This window comes from Microbacterium croceum (genome assembly GCF_023091245.1).
GTDB lineage: Bacteria > Actinomycetota > Actinomycetes > Actinomycetales > Microbacteriaceae > Microbacterium > Microbacterium croceum.
Map to the genome: position 1 here is coordinate 2,461,123 of NZ_JAHWXN010000001.1, position 19,660 is coordinate 2,480,782.

General features: G+C 67.4%; 15 protein-coding genes. 4 read left to right on the plus strand and 11 right to left on the minus strand.

Going from position 1 to position 19,660, the window contains the following annotated elements; genetic code table 11:
* Positions 1-105: 105 nt before the first annotated feature.
* The 4 genes from KZC51_RS11650 (at position 106) to KZC51_RS11665 (ending at position 4,548) form a co-directional block, all read left to right on the plus strand.
* Positions 106-1,518 carry an amino acid permease gene (locus KZC51_RS11650; RefSeq protein ID WP_247630129.1) on the plus strand — a complete coding sequence of 471 codons (1,413 nt, stop codon included), beginning with the start codon at positions 106-108 and terminating at the stop codon, positions 1,516-1,518.
* Between the two features lie 23 nt (positions 1,519-1,541).
* Positions 1,542-1,979 (plus strand): pyridoxamine 5'-phosphate oxidase family protein, encoded by a 438-nt coding sequence (locus KZC51_RS11655; protein WP_247630130.1) that lies wholly within the window; start codon positions 1,542-1,544, stop codon positions 1,977-1,979.
* A 99-nt stretch (positions 1,980-2,078) separates the two neighbouring features.
* Entirely contained in the window at positions 2,079-2,540 is a 462-nt protein-coding gene (locus KZC51_RS11660; protein ID WP_247630131.1) for a universal stress protein, read from the plus strand.
* Positions 2,541-2,616: 76 nt separating this feature from the next.
* Positions 2,617-4,548, plus strand: a complete 1,932-nt coding sequence (locus KZC51_RS11665) for a heavy metal translocating P-type ATPase (protein ID WP_247630132.1) — start codon at positions 2,617-2,619, stop codon at positions 4,546-4,548.
* Here the strand turns inward: KZC51_RS11665 and KZC51_RS11670 are convergent.
* The 11 genes from KZC51_RS11670 to KZC51_RS11720 all read right to left on the minus strand — a co-directional run bounded on the left by KZC51_RS11670 (position 4,515) and on the right by KZC51_RS11720 (position 19,653).
* Positions 4,515-5,432, minus strand: coding sequence for an amino acid kinase family protein (locus tag KZC51_RS11670; protein ID WP_247630133.1), 918 nt, complete (start codon positions 5,430-5,432; stop codon positions 4,515-4,517). The two genes, KZC51_RS11665 and KZC51_RS11670, sit on opposite strands and share 34 nt — an antisense overlap.
* 1 nt (position 5,433) lies before the next feature.
* Positions 5,434-6,459, minus strand: a complete 1,026-nt coding sequence (argF, locus tag KZC51_RS11675; protein ID WP_247630134.1) for an ornithine carbamoyltransferase — start codon at positions 6,457-6,459, stop codon at positions 5,434-5,436.
* Positions 6,460-6,472: 13 nt separating this feature from the next.
* Positions 6,473-7,735, minus strand: a complete 1,263-nt coding sequence (locus KZC51_RS11680) for an arginine deiminase (protein WP_247630135.1) — start codon at positions 7,733-7,735, stop codon at positions 6,473-6,475.
* Between the two features lie 164 nt (positions 7,736-7,899).
* Positions 7,900-9,351 (minus strand): pyruvate kinase, encoded by a 1,452-nt coding sequence (pyk, locus tag KZC51_RS11685; RefSeq protein ID WP_247630136.1) that lies wholly within the window; start codon positions 9,349-9,351, stop codon positions 7,900-7,902.
* A gap of 59 nt (positions 9,352-9,410) precedes the next feature.
* Positions 9,411-10,877, minus strand: coding sequence for a glutamate synthase subunit beta (locus tag KZC51_RS11690; protein WP_247630137.1), 1,467 nt, complete (start codon positions 10,875-10,877; stop codon positions 9,411-9,413).
* Positions 10,870-15,393 (minus strand): glutamate synthase large subunit, encoded by a 4,524-nt coding sequence (gene gltB / locus KZC51_RS11695; RefSeq protein WP_247630138.1) that lies wholly within the window; start codon positions 15,391-15,393, stop codon positions 10,870-10,872. The genes KZC51_RS11690 and gltB overlap by 8 nt, the downstream gene beginning before the upstream one ends.
* Before the next feature lie 140 nt (positions 15,394-15,533).
* Positions 15,534-16,571 (minus strand): prolipoprotein diacylglyceryl transferase, encoded by a 1,038-nt coding sequence (gene lgt, locus KZC51_RS11700; RefSeq protein WP_247630139.1) that lies wholly within the window; start codon positions 16,569-16,571, stop codon positions 15,534-15,536.
* A 10-nt stretch (positions 16,572-16,581) separates the two neighbouring features.
* Positions 16,582-17,385: a tryptophan synthase subunit alpha gene (gene trpA, locus KZC51_RS11705; RefSeq protein ID WP_247630140.1), complete on the minus strand. Its 804-nt coding sequence runs from the start codon at positions 17,383-17,385 to the stop codon at positions 16,582-16,584.
* A complete protein-coding gene (trpB, locus tag KZC51_RS11710; RefSeq protein ID WP_247630141.1) occupies positions 17,382-18,602 on the minus strand; it encodes a tryptophan synthase subunit beta in 1,221 nt (406 codons plus the stop codon). Before trpB ends, trpA begins: the two co-directional genes overlap by 4 nt.
* Complete coding sequence (gene trpC, locus KZC51_RS11715) at positions 18,599-19,405, minus strand: indole-3-glycerol phosphate synthase TrpC (RefSeq protein ID WP_247630642.1); 807 nt, start codon at positions 19,403-19,405, stop codon at positions 18,599-18,601. Before trpC ends, trpB begins: the two co-directional genes overlap by 4 nt.
* A 2-nt stretch (positions 19,406-19,407) precedes the next feature.
* A complete protein-coding gene (locus KZC51_RS11720; RefSeq protein ID WP_141872003.1) occupies positions 19,408-19,653 on the minus strand; it encodes a DUF6704 family protein in 246 nt (81 codons plus the stop codon).
* Positions 19,654-19,660: the final 7 nt, after the last annotated feature.

A 19,660-nucleotide genomic window follows, 5' to 3' on the forward strand; every position in this document is an offset into this window, starting at 1 on the left:
GCCACGTCGAGGTGTGCCCGATCCGGAGCGACAGCGTCCGGCGTGTGCGCGTGCGGCGGGACCTTCGACCTGAACCACGAAGCCCTCAGCGCGCATGATGTCACCATGTCCGCATCCATGAAACCCCAGGGAAGCACTCTCGGTCTGCCCGCAGCATCCGCGCTCGTCGTCGGATCCGTGATCGGCACCGGCGTGTTCGGGTTGCCGTCCGCGCTCGCCGCCTTCGGGCCGATCAGCCTGGTCGCGTTCCTGCTCGTCACCATCGGAGCCGTGGCGCTCGCGATCGTGTTCGGTGCGCTCGCCGCGCGCGTGCCGGGCTCGGGAGGCCCCTATCTCTATGCGCGGGACGCCTTCGGAGAGTTCCCCGGATTTCTCAATGCGTGGTCATACTGGCTCACGGCCTGGGCTGGTAACGCGGCGATCGTGGTCGCGCTCACCGGCTACGTCGAGGTGTTCATCAACACCGACCACAACGTGGTCGGCTCCATGATCATCGCCATCGTGTGTCTCTGGATCCCCGTCCTGATCAATGTGCTCGGTCTGCGCAGCATGGGTGGCGCCCAGGTGGTCTTCACGATCCTGAAGATCGTCCCGCTCGCTGCCATCGCGATCATCGGCCTGTTCTTCCTCGACCCCGCGAACTTCGGCCCCTTCAATTCTTCGGGAACCGACGGATGGACCGCTCTCGCCGGCGCTGGTGCCGTGGCCCTGTTCGCCTATCTGGGAATCGAGACAGCCTCCGTTGCGGCCGGGCGGGTTCGCAACGCGGAACGAAACGTCTCCCGCGCCACCGTCTACGGAACCATCGCGTGCGGGGCGGTGTACATCCTCGGCACTCTCGCGGTCTTCGGCACCGTGAGCAACACGGACCTGCGATCGTCCACCGCACCGTTCAGTGATGCAGCGAACGCGATCTTCTCCGGAACATGGGCTGGACAGGCCGTCGCCGTCGTCGCCGTGATCTCGGGGCTGGGCTGCCTCGTCGGGTGGACCTTCATCGTCGGTGAGATGCCGCAGGCGGCCGCCAAGGACGGCATGTTCCCGCGTGCATTCGCACGCGAGTCGCGAGGCATGCCGATCATCGGGATGCTCGCATCGACGATCCTCGCCACCCTGCTGACGGTACTCGCCTATACGAGCTTCGAGCAGGTCTTCACGATGGTCGTGCTGCTCACCGTGTTCACCTCAGTCATCCCATTCCTGTTCTCCGCGGCGGCACAGATCTACTGGCTCGTCAGCCGGAGTGGCCCCACCTCATGGCCGCATTTCGCTCGCGACATCTTCGTGGCCGTACTCGCTTTGGTGTTCAGCTTCTGGGCTCTCGTCGGCACCGGAGCGGAAGCCGCGTTCTACGGTGCGATCGCATTCCTGCTCGGTGTCCCGCTGTACGTCTGGATGAAGGCGTCGAACCGGCGTCATGGCCTCCCGGCGCCCACGCCCTGGGATGTCGCGCCCGCAGCGGGCACGGGCGCCTCGATCACCGCATCCGAACCCGCCCCCCACGGAACCGTGGCTTAGCCCACTATCGGGAGGAATCCGCCATGCACGACAGCGAACGCTCACCGACGCGGCTGCTGACACCGAGCGAATGCTGGGAACGTCTGGCCCACGCGCCCTACGGTCGCATCGCCGCCGCCGCCGCAGGGCAGGTCGACATCTTCCCCGTCAATCACAAAGTCGACGATGGCATCATCGTGTTCCGAACCGCAGCCGGCACGAAACTCCTGGAGCTGACGATCCGCAACGGCATCGCGTTCGAAGTCGATGGCCTCGATGGGGACGAGGCCTTCAGCGTGGTCGTGAAGGGAACGGCGGAAGAGTTCGACCGAGACGCCGACGTGCGCGAGGCCGAGGGGCTCGGAGTCCAGCCGTGGGCACCGGAGGAGAAGGATCGCTGGGTGCGAATCGTGCCCGAATCCATCCAGGGTCGATCCTTCACGCTCGCCAGCTCGACAGGCACACCAGACATCTCCGCGTGAACTGCGTCCCCGGCGGGGGTGCCGATGGGATGATCCCGTCCTCCGGACCGTATGACCTTCGTCCCGAGGCTCAGGCGAGGAATCCGGGATGGTGGCGCTATGGAACACACACAGAGTGACCGCATCATCGTCGGCGTGGATGGCTCGGCGTCGTCGATCGACGCACTACGTCAGGCCGCGCGTATCGCCGCCGCATTCGACAAACCTCTCGAGGTCGTGACGACGTGGACCGCGCCGCCCGTCGATCCGTATGTCGCCATCGAATGGTCGCCCGAAGAGGATGCCGAACAGATCCTCGACAACAGCATTCGAAAGGCTTTCGGAGAGGCACCGCCCGAAGGGCTGATCAGCCGCACGCTGCTCGGACCTGCGGCGCGCACCATCATCGGGCTGAGCGAGAACTGCTTCATGCTCGTCCTCGGCAGTCGTGGACACGGAGGCTTCGTCGGAATGCTCCTGGGCTCCGTCAGCGCCGCCTGCGCGGAACATGCGCACTGCCCTGTGCTGATCGTCCACCACTCCAGGAAGCCTCGCGTCGCCGGTAGCTCGGCCGATGTCTGAGTCGTCGTCGACGGTGCATCTCGCGGGCGCGAGCGATCGTCGTGGCGCATCGTCCCCAGACGCGGGAAGCTGAGGTATGAGGTATCTCCGCGTGGTGTGGCGCTATCCGGCGATCACCAGCACCGTCCTGGTGCTCGGCAGCGTGCTGCTGCTCCTCGCCCTCGGCTCTCCGACCGTCGGACAAGTGATCGCCATCGGCTACGTGGCCGTGTTCGTCACGTGGACCCTCGCGAGGATGGTGCGCGATGTGCTCAGGGGCCATGTGGGGCTCGACATCCTCGCGGTGGTCGCGATGGTCGCGACCCTGGCCGTCGGCGAGTACATCGCATCTCTCATCATCGTGCTCATGCTCTCGGGCGGAGAAGCTCTCGAGGACTTCGCCGGCCGCCGGGCACGGCGCGATCTGTCGGCTCTGCTCGATCGCTCACCCCGCATCGCACACGTGCTCGTGGCCGCACAGCTCGCGGAGTCCGACGAGGTCACGGATCTTCCCGTGGATGAGGTCACGGTCGGGGATGTGCTGCTTATCCGCCCCGCGGAGATCGTGCCCGTCGATGGCGTGCTTCTCACCGAGAGCGGCACGTTCGACGAGTCCTCCCTCACCGGCGAGAGCATGCCCGTCACGCGTGAAGCCGGCGGCGAGGTTCTCTCCGGAGCGATCAACGGCAGCCGCGCCGTGCGGATCCGGGCTGTCCGCAGGAGCGCCGACAGCCAGTACCAGCAGATCGTCGCCCTCGTCCACGCCGCTGAGGACTCCCATGCCCCGGTGGTGCGGCTCGCCGACCGATTCGCGGTCCCGTTCACCGCGGTGTCGCTCGTGCTGGCGAGCACCGCGTGGGCGATCTCCGGTGAGGCGACGCGTTTCGCGGAGGTCCTCGTCCTCGCCACGCCCTGCCCACTTCTGATCGCCGCGCCTGTCGCGTTCCTGGGTGGTCTCTCGCGTGCGGCGAAAGCAGGCGTCATCATGAAGGGCGGCGCGGTCATCGAACAGATCGCTCGCGTGCGGGCGGCCGCGTTCGACAAGACGGGCACCCTCACGCAGGGGCGACCGGAACTCGTCGACATCCGCACCGCGAACGCATTCGCCCCCGATGAACTCCTGCAGCTCGCCGCGTCAGCCGAGCAGTACTCGACGCACGTGCTCGCCGAGGGTATCCGCCGCGCTGCGGAATCGCGTGGACTGGAGCTCCGCGGCGCGACGGAGGCGCGCGAGGAGGCGACGAACGGCGTCGTGGCCGATATCGACGGACGAGAAGTCGTCGTCGGCAAACCCGCTTACGTGGCCGCTCTTGCGCCGGATACCGTCAGGGCGACCCTCGACTCGAGCCAGGCCGCCGCCTACGTCGCGGTCGATGGTCGTTTCGCCGGCGTGCTCGTGCTTGCCGACCATCCGCGTCGTGAGGCTGCCGCTGTCGTCTCGTGGTTGCGCGCCCACGAGGTGGATCGCATTGTCATGCTCACCGGAGATGTCGGAACGACGGCACAGTCTGTGGGTCATCAGGTCGGCATCGCCGAGGTGCACGCCGAGCTGCTTCCGCCTGAGAAGGTCGCGCTGGCCGCGACGTTGCAGCCACGACCGATCATGATGGTGGGTGATGGTGTCAACGATGCTCCCGTGCTCGCCGCGGCCGACATCGGGGTCGCGATGGGTGCGAAGGGTGCGACGGCGGCCGGCGACGCGGCGGACATCGTCATCCTCGTGGACTCGCTGGAGAAGCTCGTCGAGGCCGTATCGATCGGTCGCCACACGCTGCGGGTGGCGCTCGCTGCGATCTGGATCGGTATCGGTTTGAGCGTGGGGCTCATGCTCGTCGCGATGACCGGGTTGATCCCGTCTCTGGTCGGGGCGCTCGTGCAGGAGGCCGTCGATCTCGCCACCATTCTGTATGCGCTCCGCGCCCTGAACGGGCCCTCGTCACCGCTTCGCACAGAGACGTCTGATCTGTCAGGTGACGCAGACCCCGATCGCGCGCGTCAGCCTGGTCCGAGAGCGTCCGGCGTGACCTGAGTCCCGACCGTCCCCAGGACCACCTCCTCCGCGTGTTCCAGTGCGCCGATCGCCGCGGTGCACCTCGTCGACGAGACGAAATCGCAGACTGCCGTCACCTTCGGCCCCATGGAGCCGTCGGGAAAGACCCACTGCCTCAGTGCTGCGGGGGTGCTCGCCGCGATCACCGTGGCGTCCGGCGTTCCGTAGTCGGCGATGACGCCGGGGACATCGGTGAGGATGACCAGTCTGTCGGCGCGCAGGGTGCGGGCGATGAGAGCAGCAGCGTGGTCTTTGTCCACGACCGCGTCGATCGTGTGGAGCCCGTCGTGATCATCGACGGCCACGCCTCCTCCCCCCGCCAGGACCACCGTCATCCCGGATTTCAGGAGAGTCCTCGCAGCGTCGATCTCCAGGATGCGCTGCGGGCGCGGTGAGGGTACGACACGACGCCATGCCTCCCCGTCCTCCGCGATATCCCATCCGTGCTCGGCGGCGAGATGCCGGGCACGCCGTCGGTCATAGGACGGCCCGATGAACTTCGAGGGAACGTCGCCCCGCGGATCATCCGCGTCGATCACCGTGTGAGTGATCACGGTCGCGATCATGCCGGCCAGGCCGGCGTTGCGCAGGGCGAGCGAGAGCTGCGACCCGATGAGTCCCTGCGTCTCTGCGACCAGCGCGCCCAACGGATAGGGCGCAGAGAGTGCGGCATCAGCCGCAGATTCCTCGGCGAGCATCCCCACCTGGGGACCATTGCCATGGACGAGCACGAGCTCGTGCTCGTCGGCGAGGCGGGCGAGGCCGGGCGCGGCGAGGGTGAGCCTGGCCGTCTGGATGGCAGCGTCGGGTCGCTCTCCCCGATGCAGCAGCGCGTTGCCACCGAGTGCGATGACGAGACGCATCTCACCCCTCTCCGGCCGGGGCGGAATCGTCGCCGAGGCTGCCGAGGAGCACAGCCTTGATGGTGTGCATCCTGTTCTCTGCCTGGTCGAAGACGAGAGAGCCCTCGGATCGGAAGACCTCATCGGCGACCTCGGCCCCGTCGAGGCCATAGCCGTCGAAGAGCTCACGACCGATGGCCGATCGACGATCATGGATCGCCGGCAGGCAGTGGAGCAGCTTGACCGCGGGGTTCCCGGTCCGTCGGATCATCGTGGGATCCACTCGATACGGAAGCAATGAGGGGATGCGAGCGGCCCATGCCTCACGCGGCTCGCCCATGCTCACCCAGACGTCGGTGTAGAGGAAGTCCGCTCCGTGCACGGCACGGTCGACGTCGTCTGTGATGAGGAGCGCGCCACCGGAGGCTGCGGCCAGCCGCTCCGCCGCATGTATGACGGCGCTCTCCGGTCGTAGCGAGTCAGGACAGGCGACGCGTACGTCCATCCCCATGATGGCCCCGGAGGTGAGGAGACTGTTCGCGACGTTGTCACGCGCGTCACCGAGGAAGCAGACGCTCCGGTCGTTCAAAGGCGCCGCGCTGTGCTCGCGCATGGTCAGCAGATCTGCCAGCGCCTGCGTGGGATGCCACCTGTCGGTCAACGCGTTCCACACCGGTACATCCGCGTGGCGCGCGAGAGCTTCGACATCGGCGTGTGCGTACCCGCGGAACGCGATGCCGTCATAGAGACGTCCGAGGACGATCGCCGTATCCTCGATCGACTCCGTCACCCCGACGTGACTCGACGCAGGATCGATGTACGTCAGGTGTCCGCCCTGCTCATAGATCGCGACCTCGAACGCCGCGCGAGTCCTGGTCGACGGCTTCTCGAACAGCACCGCGATACGGCGACCCGTCAACTGTTGCCGCTCGGTCCCGCTCCGGCGCGCCGCCTTCGCCTCCGCGGCGACTCCCAGAAGACGTTCGAACTGGTCGCGCGTTAGATCTTCGTCCTTCAGGAGATGCGGGATCCAGGTGCTGTGCGTCATGGTGCATCCTCCGTCAGGCCGGATCTCGTTGAATCGGACAGGACATGCATCGTGATCCGCCGCGTCCTCGCCCGAGTTCGCTGCCCGCGATCGTGATGACCTCGATCCCGTTCTTGCGGAGCATGGTGTTGGTCGCGACGTTGCGGTCGTACCCCACGACGACGCCCGGTGCGATCGCCAGGAAGTTGTTGGCGTCGTCCCATTGCTCGCGCGCCGCGGCGCGTCGATCCTCGATGGTCGTCAGAATCCGGATGCCGTCGATATCCAGAGCCTCTTCGAGGATCGGCACCAGGTCGCCGGCATCGCTGATCGCGAGGGAGGTCGCATCCTCACTCCGCGTGATCACGTGAGCGCGCAACGGCTCACCCTTCAGCGAGGGCGAGAGGACGAACGTCTTCCGGTCGAGCATCGTCATCACCGTGTCCAAGTGCATCATCGCGTGTGAACGCGGCAGGGGGACGGCGATGACGCGTTCGGCCTGCCCGCTGCGGAACAGCGCCTGAGCGAGGATCTCGATCGCCATCGCGGTCGTCCGCTCCCCCATTCCGACCAGCACCGTTCCTCGCCCCAGCACGTGGATGTCTCCACCCTCGATCGCTGAGGATCGCCGATCCTCATCGGTGTTGTATCTCACCGCGTTCGCCGTCGCGAACAACGGGTGATGGTCGTAGATCGCCCGAACGTGCGACGTCTCCCGCACACGTGCGTGCTTCGCCATCACGTTCACATTGACTCCGCCGAACACCCAGGCTGAGCTGTCGCGCGGAAACAGCGTGTTCGGGAGGGGACGCAGCACGAAGCCGTCAGGATCGCGGGTGCGCCACGTCAGGCTGCCCCTCGACGGAGTGCGGAAGTCATCCACGGTGATGCCGGCGATCAGCGCCTCGGCCAGATCCGCCGGCTCCTTCTCGTCCAGCAGTCCCCGTACCGCCGGGGCGAGAACGGGTCCGTACTCGTCGCGGGTGCACAACCGGTCGAGGACGAACGCGCGAGCGTCGGGAATGGCGAGGGTCTCGGCCAGGAGGTCGGTGAAGTAGTGCACCACGATGCCATGCGAGCGCAGCACCTCCACGAACGCGTCATGCTCTGCTCGCGCTCGCGCGCTCCAGAGGACGTCGTCGAAGAGCATCGCCTCGCAGTTGTCGGGTGTGAGCCGATCGAGTTCGCCGCCGGGGCGATGCACCATCACCTGTCGAAGGGTCCCGACCTCGGAGTGCACGCCGACGGACTCGACGTACCCGGCGATCTGAGAGGATCTCCCGCGCGTTTCGGTCATGGAGCAATGATCCCGACCACGGTGCCGCTGTCCTGGGGCGAAGGTCCTACGCTCTCGGTCGACGCATTCGACCGTGCGACATCGACAGGTCGCTCGCGTTCACCCCTCCGGCGCACAGCGAAGGGGCGGGGCACATGGCCCCGCCCCTTCGTCATTCCGTCGGATCAGACGGTCGCTTCCTTGTAGATCGGAGCGGCACCGTTGACGGCGTCTCCGACCTTGTGGACGCGGATGTCGTTCGTCGAGCCCACGATTCCGGGAGGGGATCCGGAGATCACCACCACCTTGTCGCCTTCCTCGGCCAGACCGCTGCCGAGCAGGTAGTCATCCACCTGCAGGTACATGAGGTCGGTGTGCTGCACCATCTCGACGAGCTTCGAGCTCACGCCCCACGTCAGCGCCATGCGACGACGGATGTCGGGGTCCGGCGTGAAGGCGATCATCGGAATGCGCGAGCGCAGACGCGAGAGGCGACGCGCCGAGTCTCCGGACTGCGTGAAGACGCAGAGGAACTTCGCGTCGACGAACTCCGCGACCTCCAGTGCCGCCAGCGTGATGGCTCCACCCTGGGTGCGCGGTTTCGTGGTGAGCGGCGCGATGCGCTCGAGGCCGTGCTCCTCGGTGGACTCGATGATGCGAGCCATCGTCTCGACGACGACGACCGGGTAGTCGCCGACGCTCGTCTCGCCGGAGAGCATCACGGCGTCCGCACCGTCGAGCACCGCGTTCGCGACATCCGAGGTCTCGGCGCGCGTGGGCACGGGGCTGCTGATCATCGACTCGAGCATCTGGGTCGCGACGATGACGGGCTTGGCATTGCGACGAGCGAGCTCGACCGCGCGCTTCTGCACGATCGGCACCGCTTCGAGCGGCAGCTCGACGCCCAGGTCGCCACGGGCCACCATGATCGCGTCGAACGCGTCGACGATGCCCTCGAGGGCATCCACGGCCTGCGGCTTCTCGACCTTGGCGATCACGGGGAGCTTGACGCCCTCCTCGGCCATGATCTCGTGCACACGGGTGATGTCCTGCGCGTTGCGCACGAAGGACAGCGCGATCAGGTCGGCCCCGATGCGCAGAGCCCAACGGAGGTCGTCCTCGTCCTTCTCGCTGAGCGCGGGGACGTTGACGGCGACGCCGGGCAGGTTGATGCCCTTGTTGTTCGAGACGGCGCCCGCGACGATGACCTTGGTGGTCACGGTGACGCCGTCGGACTCTACGACCTCGACACGCACCTTGCCGTCGTCGATCAGCAGGAAGTCGCCGGGCTTGACGTCCTGCGGCAGACCCTTGAAGGTCGTGCCGCAGATGTCCTTGTTGCCGATGATGTCCTCGGTCGTGATCTTGAAGATGTCGCCTTCGGCGAGCTCGTAGGGACCGTCCTCGAACTTGCCGAGGCGGATCTTCGGTCCCTGCAGGTCGACCAGGATCGCGACGGCGCGGCCGGAGTCGTCGGCGGCGCGACGGACGTTCGCATAGTTGTTCTCGTGCACGGAGTAGTCACCGTGGCTGAGGTTCAGGCGTGCGACATCCACACCCGCATCGATCAGTGCGCGGACAGTCTCATAGGTGGATGTGGCAGGGCCCAGGGTGGCGACGATTTTCGCGCGTCTCAACAGATACTCCAGGGTTGTGGTGGGGGAAGGTGCTACCGGCGCAAGCGCCGCGGCTCAGCCTACGCGGGCTGGAGGCCCAGCGCGACATCGCTCGGTCGCACCGGCTCGGGCAGCACGGTGCTGCCCATCAGGAAACGATCGACATTCGCCGCGGCTGCGCGGCCCTCGGCGATCGCCCAGACGATGAGCGACTGGCCGCGACCGGCGTCGCCCGCCACGAAGACACCGGGGATGGTCGACTCGTACGAGGAATCGCGCACGAAAGCGCCGCGGTCTGTCGTCTGCGGTCGGGTCTCCTCGGTGTAGCCGTCCTGCTCCGGTCCGGTGAAGCCCATCGCGATGAGCACGAGATCGGCAGGGATCTCCCGCTCGGTGCCGCTCTTGGGCACACGGCGTCCGTCGATGTACTCGGTCTCGGCGACCCGGAGAGCCCGGACCTCTCCGACCTCGTTCGAGAGGAACTCGACGGTCGACGCCAGGAAGACCCGCTCTCCGCCCTCTTCGTGCGCAGAGGACACCTCGAACACGGTCGGCATCATCGGCCACGGCTGGTGGTCGGGGCGCTCGGTGCCCGGCTGCTTGCCGATCGCGAGGTTGGTGACGCTCAGAGCGCCCTGACGATGTGCGGTGCCGATGCAGTCCGCGCCGGTGTCACCGCCACCGATCACGATGACGTGCTTGCCCTCGGCAGTGATCTGGTCGGTGACCTTGTCGCCGGCGACAGCATGGTTGGACTCGACCAGGTACTCCATGGCGAAGTGCACGCCATCGAGATCACGGCCGGGGATGGCGAGGTCGCGCGGCACCGTGGAACCTGTCGCGATGACGACCGCGTCGTACCGGGCGCGCAGGTCGGGCCAGGAGATGTCCTTGCCGATCTCGACTCCGGCGCGGAAGCGCGTGCCCTCCTCCTGCATCTGGCGCAGACGGGATTCGAGCTGTCCCTTCTCCATCTTGAAGTCGGGGATGCCGTAACGCAGCAGACCGCCGATGCGGTCGTCGCGCTCGAAGACCGCGACCGTGTGTCCGGCACGCGTCAGCTGCTGGGCCGCAGCGAGTCCGGCGGGCCCCGATCCGACCACGGCGACCGTCTTGCCGGTCAGGCGGGCCGGCGGCTGCGGCTCGACCCATCCCTTGGCGAAGGCCTCGTCGATGATCGAGACCTCGATCTGCTTGATCGTGACCGCCGGCTGGTTGATGCCGAGCACGCAAGAGCTCTCGCAGGGCGCCGGGCACAGACGGCCCGTGAACTCCGGGAAGTTGTTCGTGGCGTGCAGGCGATCGATCGCCGCACGGCCCTCGCCACGCCACGTCAGATCGTTCCACTCCGGAATCAGGTTCCCCAGGGGGCACCCCGCGTGGCAGAACGGCACGCCGCAGTCCATGCACCGACTGGCCTGACGGCGCAGCACTGCCTGGTCCCCCGGCTCGTAGACCTCTTTCCAGTCCATGATGCGGACCGGGACGGGACGCCGTGCGGGGAGCTCCCGCTCGGTGACCTTCAGAAAACCTTTGGGATCAGCCACCGGTCACCTCCAGGATGCGGTTCCAGACGATATCGCCATCCGGGTCGATCCCCTCGGCGACTGCTTCCTCCCGCATGCTCCGCACAGCGGCGAAGTCACGCGGAAGCACCTTCACGAACTCGGTCGCCGCGACCTCGAACCGCGAGAGCAGCTCAGACGCCAGCGGCGACGCGGTGCGCTCGACATGCTCGACCAGCAGGCTGCGGAGCACCTCGAGGTCGGCGCGGTCCAGTTGCTCGAGGAGGAGCTCTCCGCTGCCGAGCGACTGGGAGTTGACCTTGGCGGTGTCGAGGGCGTGCACGTAGGCCACTCCCCCGGACATGCCGGCGCCGAAGTTGCGACCGGTCGAGCCGAGGATGACGGCGAGACCACCCGTCATGTACTCGAGCGCGTGGTCGCCCACGCCCTCCACGACCGCGGTGGCGCCGGAGTTGCGCACCAGGAACCGCTCGCCGACCACACCGGAGATGAACATGGTGCCCGACGTCGCGCCGTAGCCGATCACGTTACCCGCGATCACGTTCTCCTGCGGGGTGATGGACGAGCCGCGCGGGGGACGGATGGTGATGTCGCCACCGGAGAGGCCCTTGCCGACGTAGTCGTTCGCATCGCCCTCCAGCCGCAGGATGATGCCCGGCGGCAGGAACGCTCCCAGCGACTGCCCGGCGGTGCCATGCAGCGTGACATCGATGGTTCCGCGCGGTAGGCCGGAGGCTCCGTGGCGCGAGGTCACCTGATGACCGAGCATGGTGCCCACGGCGCGCTCGGTGTTGGCGATCGGCAGCTCGACGACGACGGGCTCTCCGTTCAGGAGCGAACCCTTCGCGATGTCGATCAGCTGCACGTCGAAGTGCTTCTCGAGCTCGTGATCCTGCGTGCGTCCGCTGCGGCGGGGCTCGCCGGCCGGGAACGCGGGTCCGTCGAGGATCGGGCTCAGGTCGAGTCCGTCGGCCTTCCAGTGCTCCACCGCCGCGTTGACCTCGATCAGGTCGGCGCGACCGACGATCTCGTCGATCGACCGGAAGCCGAGCTCTGCGAGCAGCTCGCGCACCTCTTCGGCGATGAACTCCATGAAGTTCACGACGAACTCGGGCTTGCCCGTGAAGCGTTCGCGCAGCGCAGGGTTCTGCGTGGCGACGCCGACCGGGCAGGTGTCGAGGTGGCATACGCGCATCATGATGCAGCCGCTGACCACCAGAGGAGCCGTGGCGAACCCGAACTCCTCCGCACCGAGCAGAGCCCCGATGATCACGTCGCGCCCGGTCTTCAGCTGACCGTCGACCTGCACGACCACGCGGTCGCGCATGCCGTTGAGCATCAGCGTCTGCTGGGTCTCGGCGAGACCGAGCTCCCACGGCGTGCCGGCGTGCTTGAGCGAGTTGAGCGGGCTCGCGCCGGTTCCGCCATCGTGGCCGGAGACCAGGATGACGTCACTGAGAGCCTTGGCCACACCGGCCGAGACCGCACCGATTCCCGACTGGCTGACCAGCTTGGTGTGGATACGTGCCTCGGGGTTCGCCCGCTTCAGGTCGAAGATGAGCTGCTTGAGGTCTTCGATCGAGTAGATGTCGTGATGCGGAGGCGGCGAGATGAGACCGACACCCGCGGTCGCATGACGTGTGCGGGCCACCCACGGGTACACCTTGGTCGGGGGCAGCTGTCCGCCTTCGCCGGGCTTGGCACCCTGCGCCAGCTTGATCTGGATGTCGTCCGCCTCGGTGAGGTACAGGCTCGTGACACCGAATCGGCCGGAGGCGACCTGCTTGATCGAGCTGCGACGCTCAGGGTCGACCAGCCGGTCGGGGTCCTCACCGCCCTCACCGGTGTTCGACTTGCCGCCGATGCGGTTCATCGCGATCGCCAGCGTCTCGTGCGCCTCGCGCGAGATCGAGCCGTAGCTCATCGCCCCCGTCGAGAAGCGCTTCACGATGTCGGACACCGACTCGACCTCGTCGAGCGGCACGGGCTTGCGCGTCCCGGTGCGCAGCGTGAAGAGTCCGCGCAGCGTCTTGAGCTCCGCGGCCTGATCGTCGACGAGCTTGGTGTACTCGCGGAAGATGTCGTACCGCCGCGTGCGGGTCGCGTGCTGCAGCTTGAACACCGTCTCCGGGCTGAACAGATGCGGGGAGCCGTCGCGCCGCCACTGGTACTCGCCACCGGTCCACAGACGCTCATGCGCGCGCGCCGCCTCATCCTCGGGGTACGCGTAGTCGTGCCGGGCCTGGTTCTCGGCGAAGATCTCCTTGATGCCGATACCGCCAAGCTTGGACTCGGTGCGGGTGAAGTAGGCGTCGATGAACTCCTGGCTGAGTCCCACCGCCTCGAAGACCTGCGCACCGGCGTAGGACGAGACGGTGGAGATGCCCATCTTCGACATGATCTTGAGCACGCCCTTGCCGAGCGCATAGATCAGGTTGCGGACGGCCTTCTCGGGCGAGATGCCGGTGATGTAACCGGTGCGCACCAGGTGCTCCACGGTCTCCATCGCCAGGTACGGGTTGATCGCCGAGGCGCCGTAGCCGATCAGCGTGGCCACATGGTGCACCTCGCGGACGTCACCGGCCTCCACGATCAGACCGACCTTCATACGGTTCTCACGACGGATCAGGTGGTGGTGGATCGCCGAGACCATGAGCAGCGACGGGATCGGCGTCAGATCCTTGTTCGAGTCGCGGTCCGACAGGATGATGAACTCGGCACCGCTCTCGATGGCGGCGTCGACCTCGGCGCACATCTCGGTGAGGCGGTCCTCGAGCGTCTCGGGGCCGGCATCGAAGTGGTAGAGACCGCGGATCGTGACACTGGACCGGTCAGGCAGCGCCTTGTCGATGTGCCGGATCTTCGCAAGCTCGTCGTTGTCGATCACCGGGAAGTCGAGCGACACCGTGCGGGTGTGCTCCGGCCCCCAGGACAGCAGGTTGCTCTCCGGACCCAGACCGAGCTTGAGGCTGGTGACGACCTCTTCGCGGATCGAGTCCAGCGGCGGGTTCGTGACCTGAGCGAACTGCTGGGTGAAGTAGTCGAAAAGCAGGCGGGGACGCTTGCTGAGCACCGCGATCGGCGTGTCGGATCCCATGGCGCCGAGCGGTTCGACACCGTTCTGCCCCATCGGGGTCAGCAGGATCCGCACCTCCTCCTCGGTGTAGCCGAAGGTGCGCTGACGACGGGTGATCGACGCCGGCGGGTGCACGATGTGCTCGCGCTCGGGCAGGTCGGCGAGGCGCACGGCACCCGCATCCAACCACTCCTGCCAGGGGTGCATGGTGGCCAGGTCCTGCTTGAGCTCCTGGTCGCTGATGATGCGGCGCTGCGCCGTGTCGACGAGGAACATCTTGCCGGGCTGCAGACGGCCGCGGCGCTTGATGCGCTCCGGCTCGAACTTCAGCACACCGGTCTCGGAGCCGATGACGATCAGGCCGTCGGTCGTCTCGGTCCAGCGTCCGGGGCGCAGACCGTTGCGGTCGAGAGTCGCGCCGACCAGCGTGCCGTCCGTGAAGATGAGGGCGGCGGGACCGTCCCACGGCTCCATCTGGTTCGAGTGGTACTCGTAGAAAGAGCGCAGCTCCGGCGAGATGTCGGACTGCTTCTCGTAGGCCTCGGGGATCATCATCATGATGGCGTGCGGCAGGCTGCGGCCGGTGAGCGTCAACAGCTCCAGCACCTCGTCGAAGGATGCGGAGTCGCTGGCGCCGTCCGTGCAGATCGGGAGCAGCGGGGCCACGTCGCCCAGCAGCTCGGACTCGAGCTGCGACTGGCGCGCGCGCATCCAGTTGCGGTTGCCGCCGACCGTGTTGATCTCGCCGTTGTGCGCGAGCATGCGCAGCGGCTGAGCCAGCGGCCAGGACGGGAAGGTGTTGGTCGAGTAGCGCGAGTGCACGACCGCCAGCTCGGAGGCGAAGCGCTCGTCCTGCAGGTCCGGATAGAACGGCTCCAGCTGCAGGGTCGTGACCATGCCCTTGTAGCCGAGCGTGCGGCTCGACAGCGAGACGAAGTACGCGCCGAGTTCGTGACCCGCGCGCTTGCGCAGACGATACGCGACCCGGTCGAGGGCGATGCCCGTGAGCGGCGCGTCGGAGTGGGTGGCGCCACCGGCGCTGACGAAGAGCTGCTCGAACGCAGGGCGTGCCTCATCGGCCAGCTTGCCGAGGTGCTCGTTGACCGTCGGGACCTCGCGCCAGCCGAGGACGCGCAGGCCTTCGGAGCGGGCGATCTTCTCGATGCCGGCCTTCTGCTGGCGGCGCTCGCTGGAATCACGCGGGAGGAACGCCAGACCTGCGGCGTACTCCCCCACCGGAGGCAGCTCGAAGCCGGTGACCGCGCGCAGGAACTCGTCGGGCATCTGCGTCAGGATGCCCGCGCCATCACCGGTGCCGGCATCCGAACCGATCGCACCGCGGTGCTCCAGGTTTCGCAGCGCTTCGAGGGCGAGCGCGATGATGTCGTGCCCGGCAGTGCCGCGCAGCGTCGCCACCATGGCGAGGCCACAGGCGTCCTTCTCGAACGCGGGGTTGTACATGCCCTGCTTCGGGGGGTAAGCGCCGGATGCGCCATAGGGTGGCTGGAAGTACACCAGTTACCGTCCTCAGATACTCAAATGACACCGGGGACGACGTTGGCCCGCTCGTTCAATACATGGTCTCCCGCCACGAGGGCGGCTTATCGAGCGCCTGCCTCGCTCGTGGGAGCGGTGCTTGTGGGAGCAGTGCTTGTGGCAGTGGCTCCTGCTGACGTTTCTTCGGACGGAGGCTCGCTCACATCCACGAAATCAGAGGGATTGTCCTGTGATTGTACATCAGCGTCCAGATCCTTCCGTCCGCGACCCGGCTGGTACGGCGAAGGCTCCAGTCCGGGGTGACGACGTGTCTGCACGACGAGGATCGCGAGACCCACGATGATGCCGATGATGGCGGCCCAGACGTTGCTGCGCAGGCCGAGGATGATCTCGCTGGGATCGATGCGGATCGACTCCCAGACGACGCGTCCGGCGCTGTACCAGATCAGGTAGATCGCGAACAGGCGACCCCACTGGAAGAACAGTTTGCGGCCGAGCCACAGCAGCACCAGCACACCCAGACCGTTCCACAGCACCTCGTAGAGGAACGTCGGGTGGAACAGGGTGCCTTCAGGCAGGCCGGGAGGGAACGCCGAGTTCGACGATTCGATCTCCAGGCCCCACGGGAGGTCGGTCGGCAGTCCGAAGAGCTCGTGGTTGAACCAGTTCCCGAAGCGTCCCATCGCCTGCGCGAGCAGGAGTCCGGGTGCGAGCGCGTCGGCGAACGTCCAGAAGCGGATGCCCGTCCACTTGCAGCCGAGGTAGGCTCCGACGGCGCCGCCGATGAGCGCGCCGAAGATCGCGATGCCGCCTTCCCAGATGGCCCAGACGGAACCGGGCTCGAAGGGGTTCCAGGTGTTCTTGCCCTCGCCGAAATAGAAGTTCGGGTGGGTGAGCACGTGGAAGATGCGCGCTCCGATGATCGCCAGCGGTACCGCGAGGATCGAGATGTCGATCACGACCCACGGCTCCGCACCGCGCTTGGTGAGGCGGTGGTTCGTGATCAGCGCAGCGGCGATGATGCCGGCGATGATGCAGAGCGCGTAGAAGTGGATGCGGATCGGGCCCAGGTCGATATAGGAGACAGGAGGGCTCGGGATGCTGGCGAGCACGCCGTTGACGGTGTGGAGCGCAAGGGACATGAGTGCGATTCTAGTTCTCGTGTACGGGCCGTGCCGACGACGTGCCGGAGGCCAGGTTTCGGGTGACTTCCGCGAGGGCGGGGATTCCGCCGTCGCGGAGGGCGCGGACCAGCGCGGTGCCGACGATGGCGCCGTCTGCGTACTCCGACACCCCGGCGATCTGCTCGGCCGTCGAGATGCCGATGCCGACGCAGGCGCGGGTCGCCCCGTGCGCGCGCAGCCGACCGACGAGGGTGCGCGCGGCGCGGTCGAGCTCGGCGCGCTCGCCCGTGATGCCCATGGTCGAGACCGTGTACACGAAGCCGGTCGACGCCTTCACGACGAGCTCGAGACGCGCATCCGACGAGGTGGGCGCGGCGAGGAACACGCGGTCGAGGCCGGTGCGCTCGCTGGCGGCGATCCACTCCCCCGCCTCTTCGGGCGTGATGTCGGGCGTGATGAGCCCGGCACCCCCGGCGGCGAGGAGGTCATCGGCGTAGCGGTCGATACCGTACTGCAGCACCGGGTTCCAGTACGTCATCACGAGCACGGGAGCATCCACGGCTGCGGTGATCGAACGCAGGGCGGTGAAGAGATCGGCGGTCTTGAATCCGGCAGCCAGCGCCTGAGTCGTCGCCTCCTGGATCACGGCGCCGTCCATCACCGGGTCGCTGTAGGGCGGGCCGAGCTCGATGATGTCGACGCCGTTCTGCGCGAGGGCGATCGCGGCGTCGATGCTCGTCTGCAGGTCGGGGAAACCGACGGGCAGGTAGCCGACGAACACGCTGCGGCCTTCAGCCTCGGCCTTGAGGATCGCGGCTTCGACGCGGCTCATGCGTTGCCGCCGTCGGTCGTCGTGGCGTCGTACAGGTCGAAGTACTTTGCTGCCGTATCCATGTCCTTGTCACCGCGGCCGGAGAGGCAGACCGCGATCACGGCGTCAGGGCCGAGCTCACGGCCGATGCGCAGCGCGCCGGCCAGGGCGTGCGCCGATTCGATGGCGGGGATGATCCCCTCGGTCCGACTCAGCAGACGCAGGGCCTGCATGGCCTCGTCGTCGGTCGCGGGGATGTACTCGGCGCGACCGATGTCGGCGAGCCAGGAATGCTCGGGACCCACTCCCGGGTAGTCGAGACCTGCGGAGATGGAGTGCGATTCGACGGTCTGCCCGTCCTCGTCCTGCAGCACGTAGGTGCGTGAGCCGTGCAGCACCCCAGGACGACCGCGCTCGATCGATGCCGCGTGCCTCGGAGTGTCCACGCCGTCGCCTGCTGCCTCGACGCCGTAGAGCTTCACGCCTTCGTCGTCGAGGAACGCGTCGAACATCCCGATGGCGTTGGAGCCACCACCGACGCACGCGACCACGGCATCCGGGAGGCGTCCCACCTCCGCGAGGAGCTGCTCGCGTGCCTCTTCGCCGATGATCTTCTGGAAGTCGCGCACCATCGCGGGGAACGGGTGGGGGCCTGCGGCTGTGCCGAAGATGTAGTTGGTGGTCTCGACCGACGCCACCCAGTCGCGGTACGCGTCGTTGATCGCGTCCTTGAGCGTGCGCGACCCGGACGTCACGGCCACGACCTCGGCGCCGAGCAGGCGCATCCGGGCGACGTTGAGCGCCTGGCGCTCGGTGTCGACCTCGCCCATGTAGATGGTGCAATCGAGGCCGAACAGCGCGGCGGCGGTCGCTGTGGCCACCCCGTGCTGACCCGCACCGGTCTCGGCGATCACACGCGTCTTGCCGAGCCGCTTGGTGAGCAGGGCCTGTCCGAGCACGTTGTTGATCTTGTGCGAGCCGGTGTGGTTGAGGTCTTCGCGCTTCAGGAAGACGCGCGCGCCGCCGGCGTGCTCGGCGAACCGGACGACCTCGGTGATCGCAGAGGGCCGACCGGCGTAGGAGTTCAGCAGATGAGCGAGCTCGGCGCGGAACTCGGGATCGGCGACGGCAGCCGTGTACGCGGCCGCCAGCTCGTCGATCGCGGCGATGAGGGATTCCGGCATGAAGCGGCCCCCGAAATCGCCGAAATAGGGACCATGCTGGTCGCGCAGGCTCACGGGGTCTTCTTCCTGCCGGGCAGTGCAACGGATCCGGCGTCGAGGAATCGCGCCAGCGTGGCGACCGGGTCGCCCGTGACGAGGGCTTCGCCGATCAGCACCACGTCGGCGCCGGCGGAACGGTAGTGGGTGACGTCTTCCGGGCTCAGCACCGCGGACTCGGCGATCTTGATCGCGGTCTCGGGAATGCGGTCGGAGAGGCGGCTGAAGAGGTCGCGGTCCAGCTCGAGCGTCGTGAGGTCGCGGGCGTTCACGCCGATCAGAGGCGCTCCGAGGTCGATCGCGACCTCCAGCTCCTCTGCGGAGTGGGTCTCGACCAGCGGGGTCATGCCCAGCGCGGTGATGAAGCCGTACAGCTCCTCCAGCACCGACCGGTCGAGGCCGGCGACGATGAGCAGCACGAGGTCGGCACCGGCGGCACGCGCCTCGAGCACCTGGTAGCGGGTCGCGATGAAGTCCTTGCGCAGCACGGGAAGAGAGACCCGCGCCGTCACTGCATCCAGATCGGCCAGGCTGCCGCCGAAACGGCGCTCCTCGGTGAGCACGCTGATCGCGGACGCGCCGCCGGTCTCATACAGCGAGGCCTGGAGCGCCGGATCGGGGATCGACGCGAGCGCACCCCGAGACGGGCTCGCCCGCTTCACCTCGGCGATGATCTTCACGCGGTCCGCCGGCGCGAGGGACGAGAGGGCATCCTTGGCCGCAGGACGCGCGAGAGCCTCGCGTTCGACCTGCGCCAGCGGGCGCGACTGAGCGCGACGCTCGGCGTCGGCGACTGCGCCGGCCGTCAGGTCGGCGAGCACCACTAGTGCGCCTTCGGCGAGTACTTGGGGCCCTTCACGCCGTAGCCGGCGCGTGCGAGCACCCAGCCCACGAGCGCGCCGATCGGGATGAGTGCCGCAGACACCCAGATGAGGGCGACCCAGACGGGGCTGAACTCCGCCAGGCAGAACGCCAGCGTGCCGACCGTGAAGCCGACGAGCATGATGATCACGGCGGTCCAGGCCGCCGGCGAGTGTCCGTGGCCGGGGTCGGCGATCGGGTTGGTCATGTTCTCC

Bases quoted from the DNA above. Each gene is read 5' to 3' on its own strand.
- KZC51_RS11650 (WP_247630129.1), top strand. From the start codon at position 106: ATGTCCGCATCCATGAAACCCCAGGGAAGCACTCTCGGTCTGCCCGCA.
- KZC51_RS11655 (WP_247630130.1), top strand. From the start codon at position 1,542: ATGCACGACAGCGAACGCTCACCGACGCGGCTGCTGACACCGAGCGAA.
- KZC51_RS11660 (WP_247630131.1), top strand. From the start codon at position 2,079: ATGGAACACACACAGAGTGACCGCATCATCGTCGGCGTGGATGGCTCG.
- KZC51_RS11665 (WP_247630132.1), top strand. From the start codon at position 2,617: ATGAGGTATCTCCGCGTGGTGTGGCGCTATCCGGCGATCACCAGCACC.
- KZC51_RS11670 (WP_247630133.1), bottom strand. From the start codon at position 5,432: ATGCGTCTCGTCATCGCACTCGGTGGCAACGCGCTGCTGCATCGGGGA.
- argF (WP_247630134.1), bottom strand. From the start codon at position 6,459: ATGACGCACAGCACCTGGATCCCGCATCTCCTGAAGGACGAAGATCTA.
- KZC51_RS11680 (WP_247630135.1), bottom strand. From the start codon at position 7,735: ATGACCGAAACGCGCGGGAGATCCTCTCAGATCGCCGGGTACGTCGAG.
- gltB (WP_247630138.1), bottom strand. From the start codon at position 15,393: ATGTACAACCCCGCGTTCGAGAAGGACGCCTGTGGCCTCGCCATGGTG.
- lgt (WP_247630139.1), bottom strand. From the start codon at position 16,571: ATGTCCCTTGCGCTCCACACCGTCAACGGCGTGCTCGCCAGCATCCCG.
- trpA (WP_247630140.1), bottom strand. From the start codon at position 17,385: ATGAGCCGCGTCGAAGCCGCGATCCTCAAGGCCGAGGCTGAAGGCCGC.
- KZC51_RS11720 (WP_141872003.1), bottom strand. From the start codon at position 19,653: ATGACCAACCCGATCGCCGACCCCGGCCACGGACACTCGCCGGCGGCC.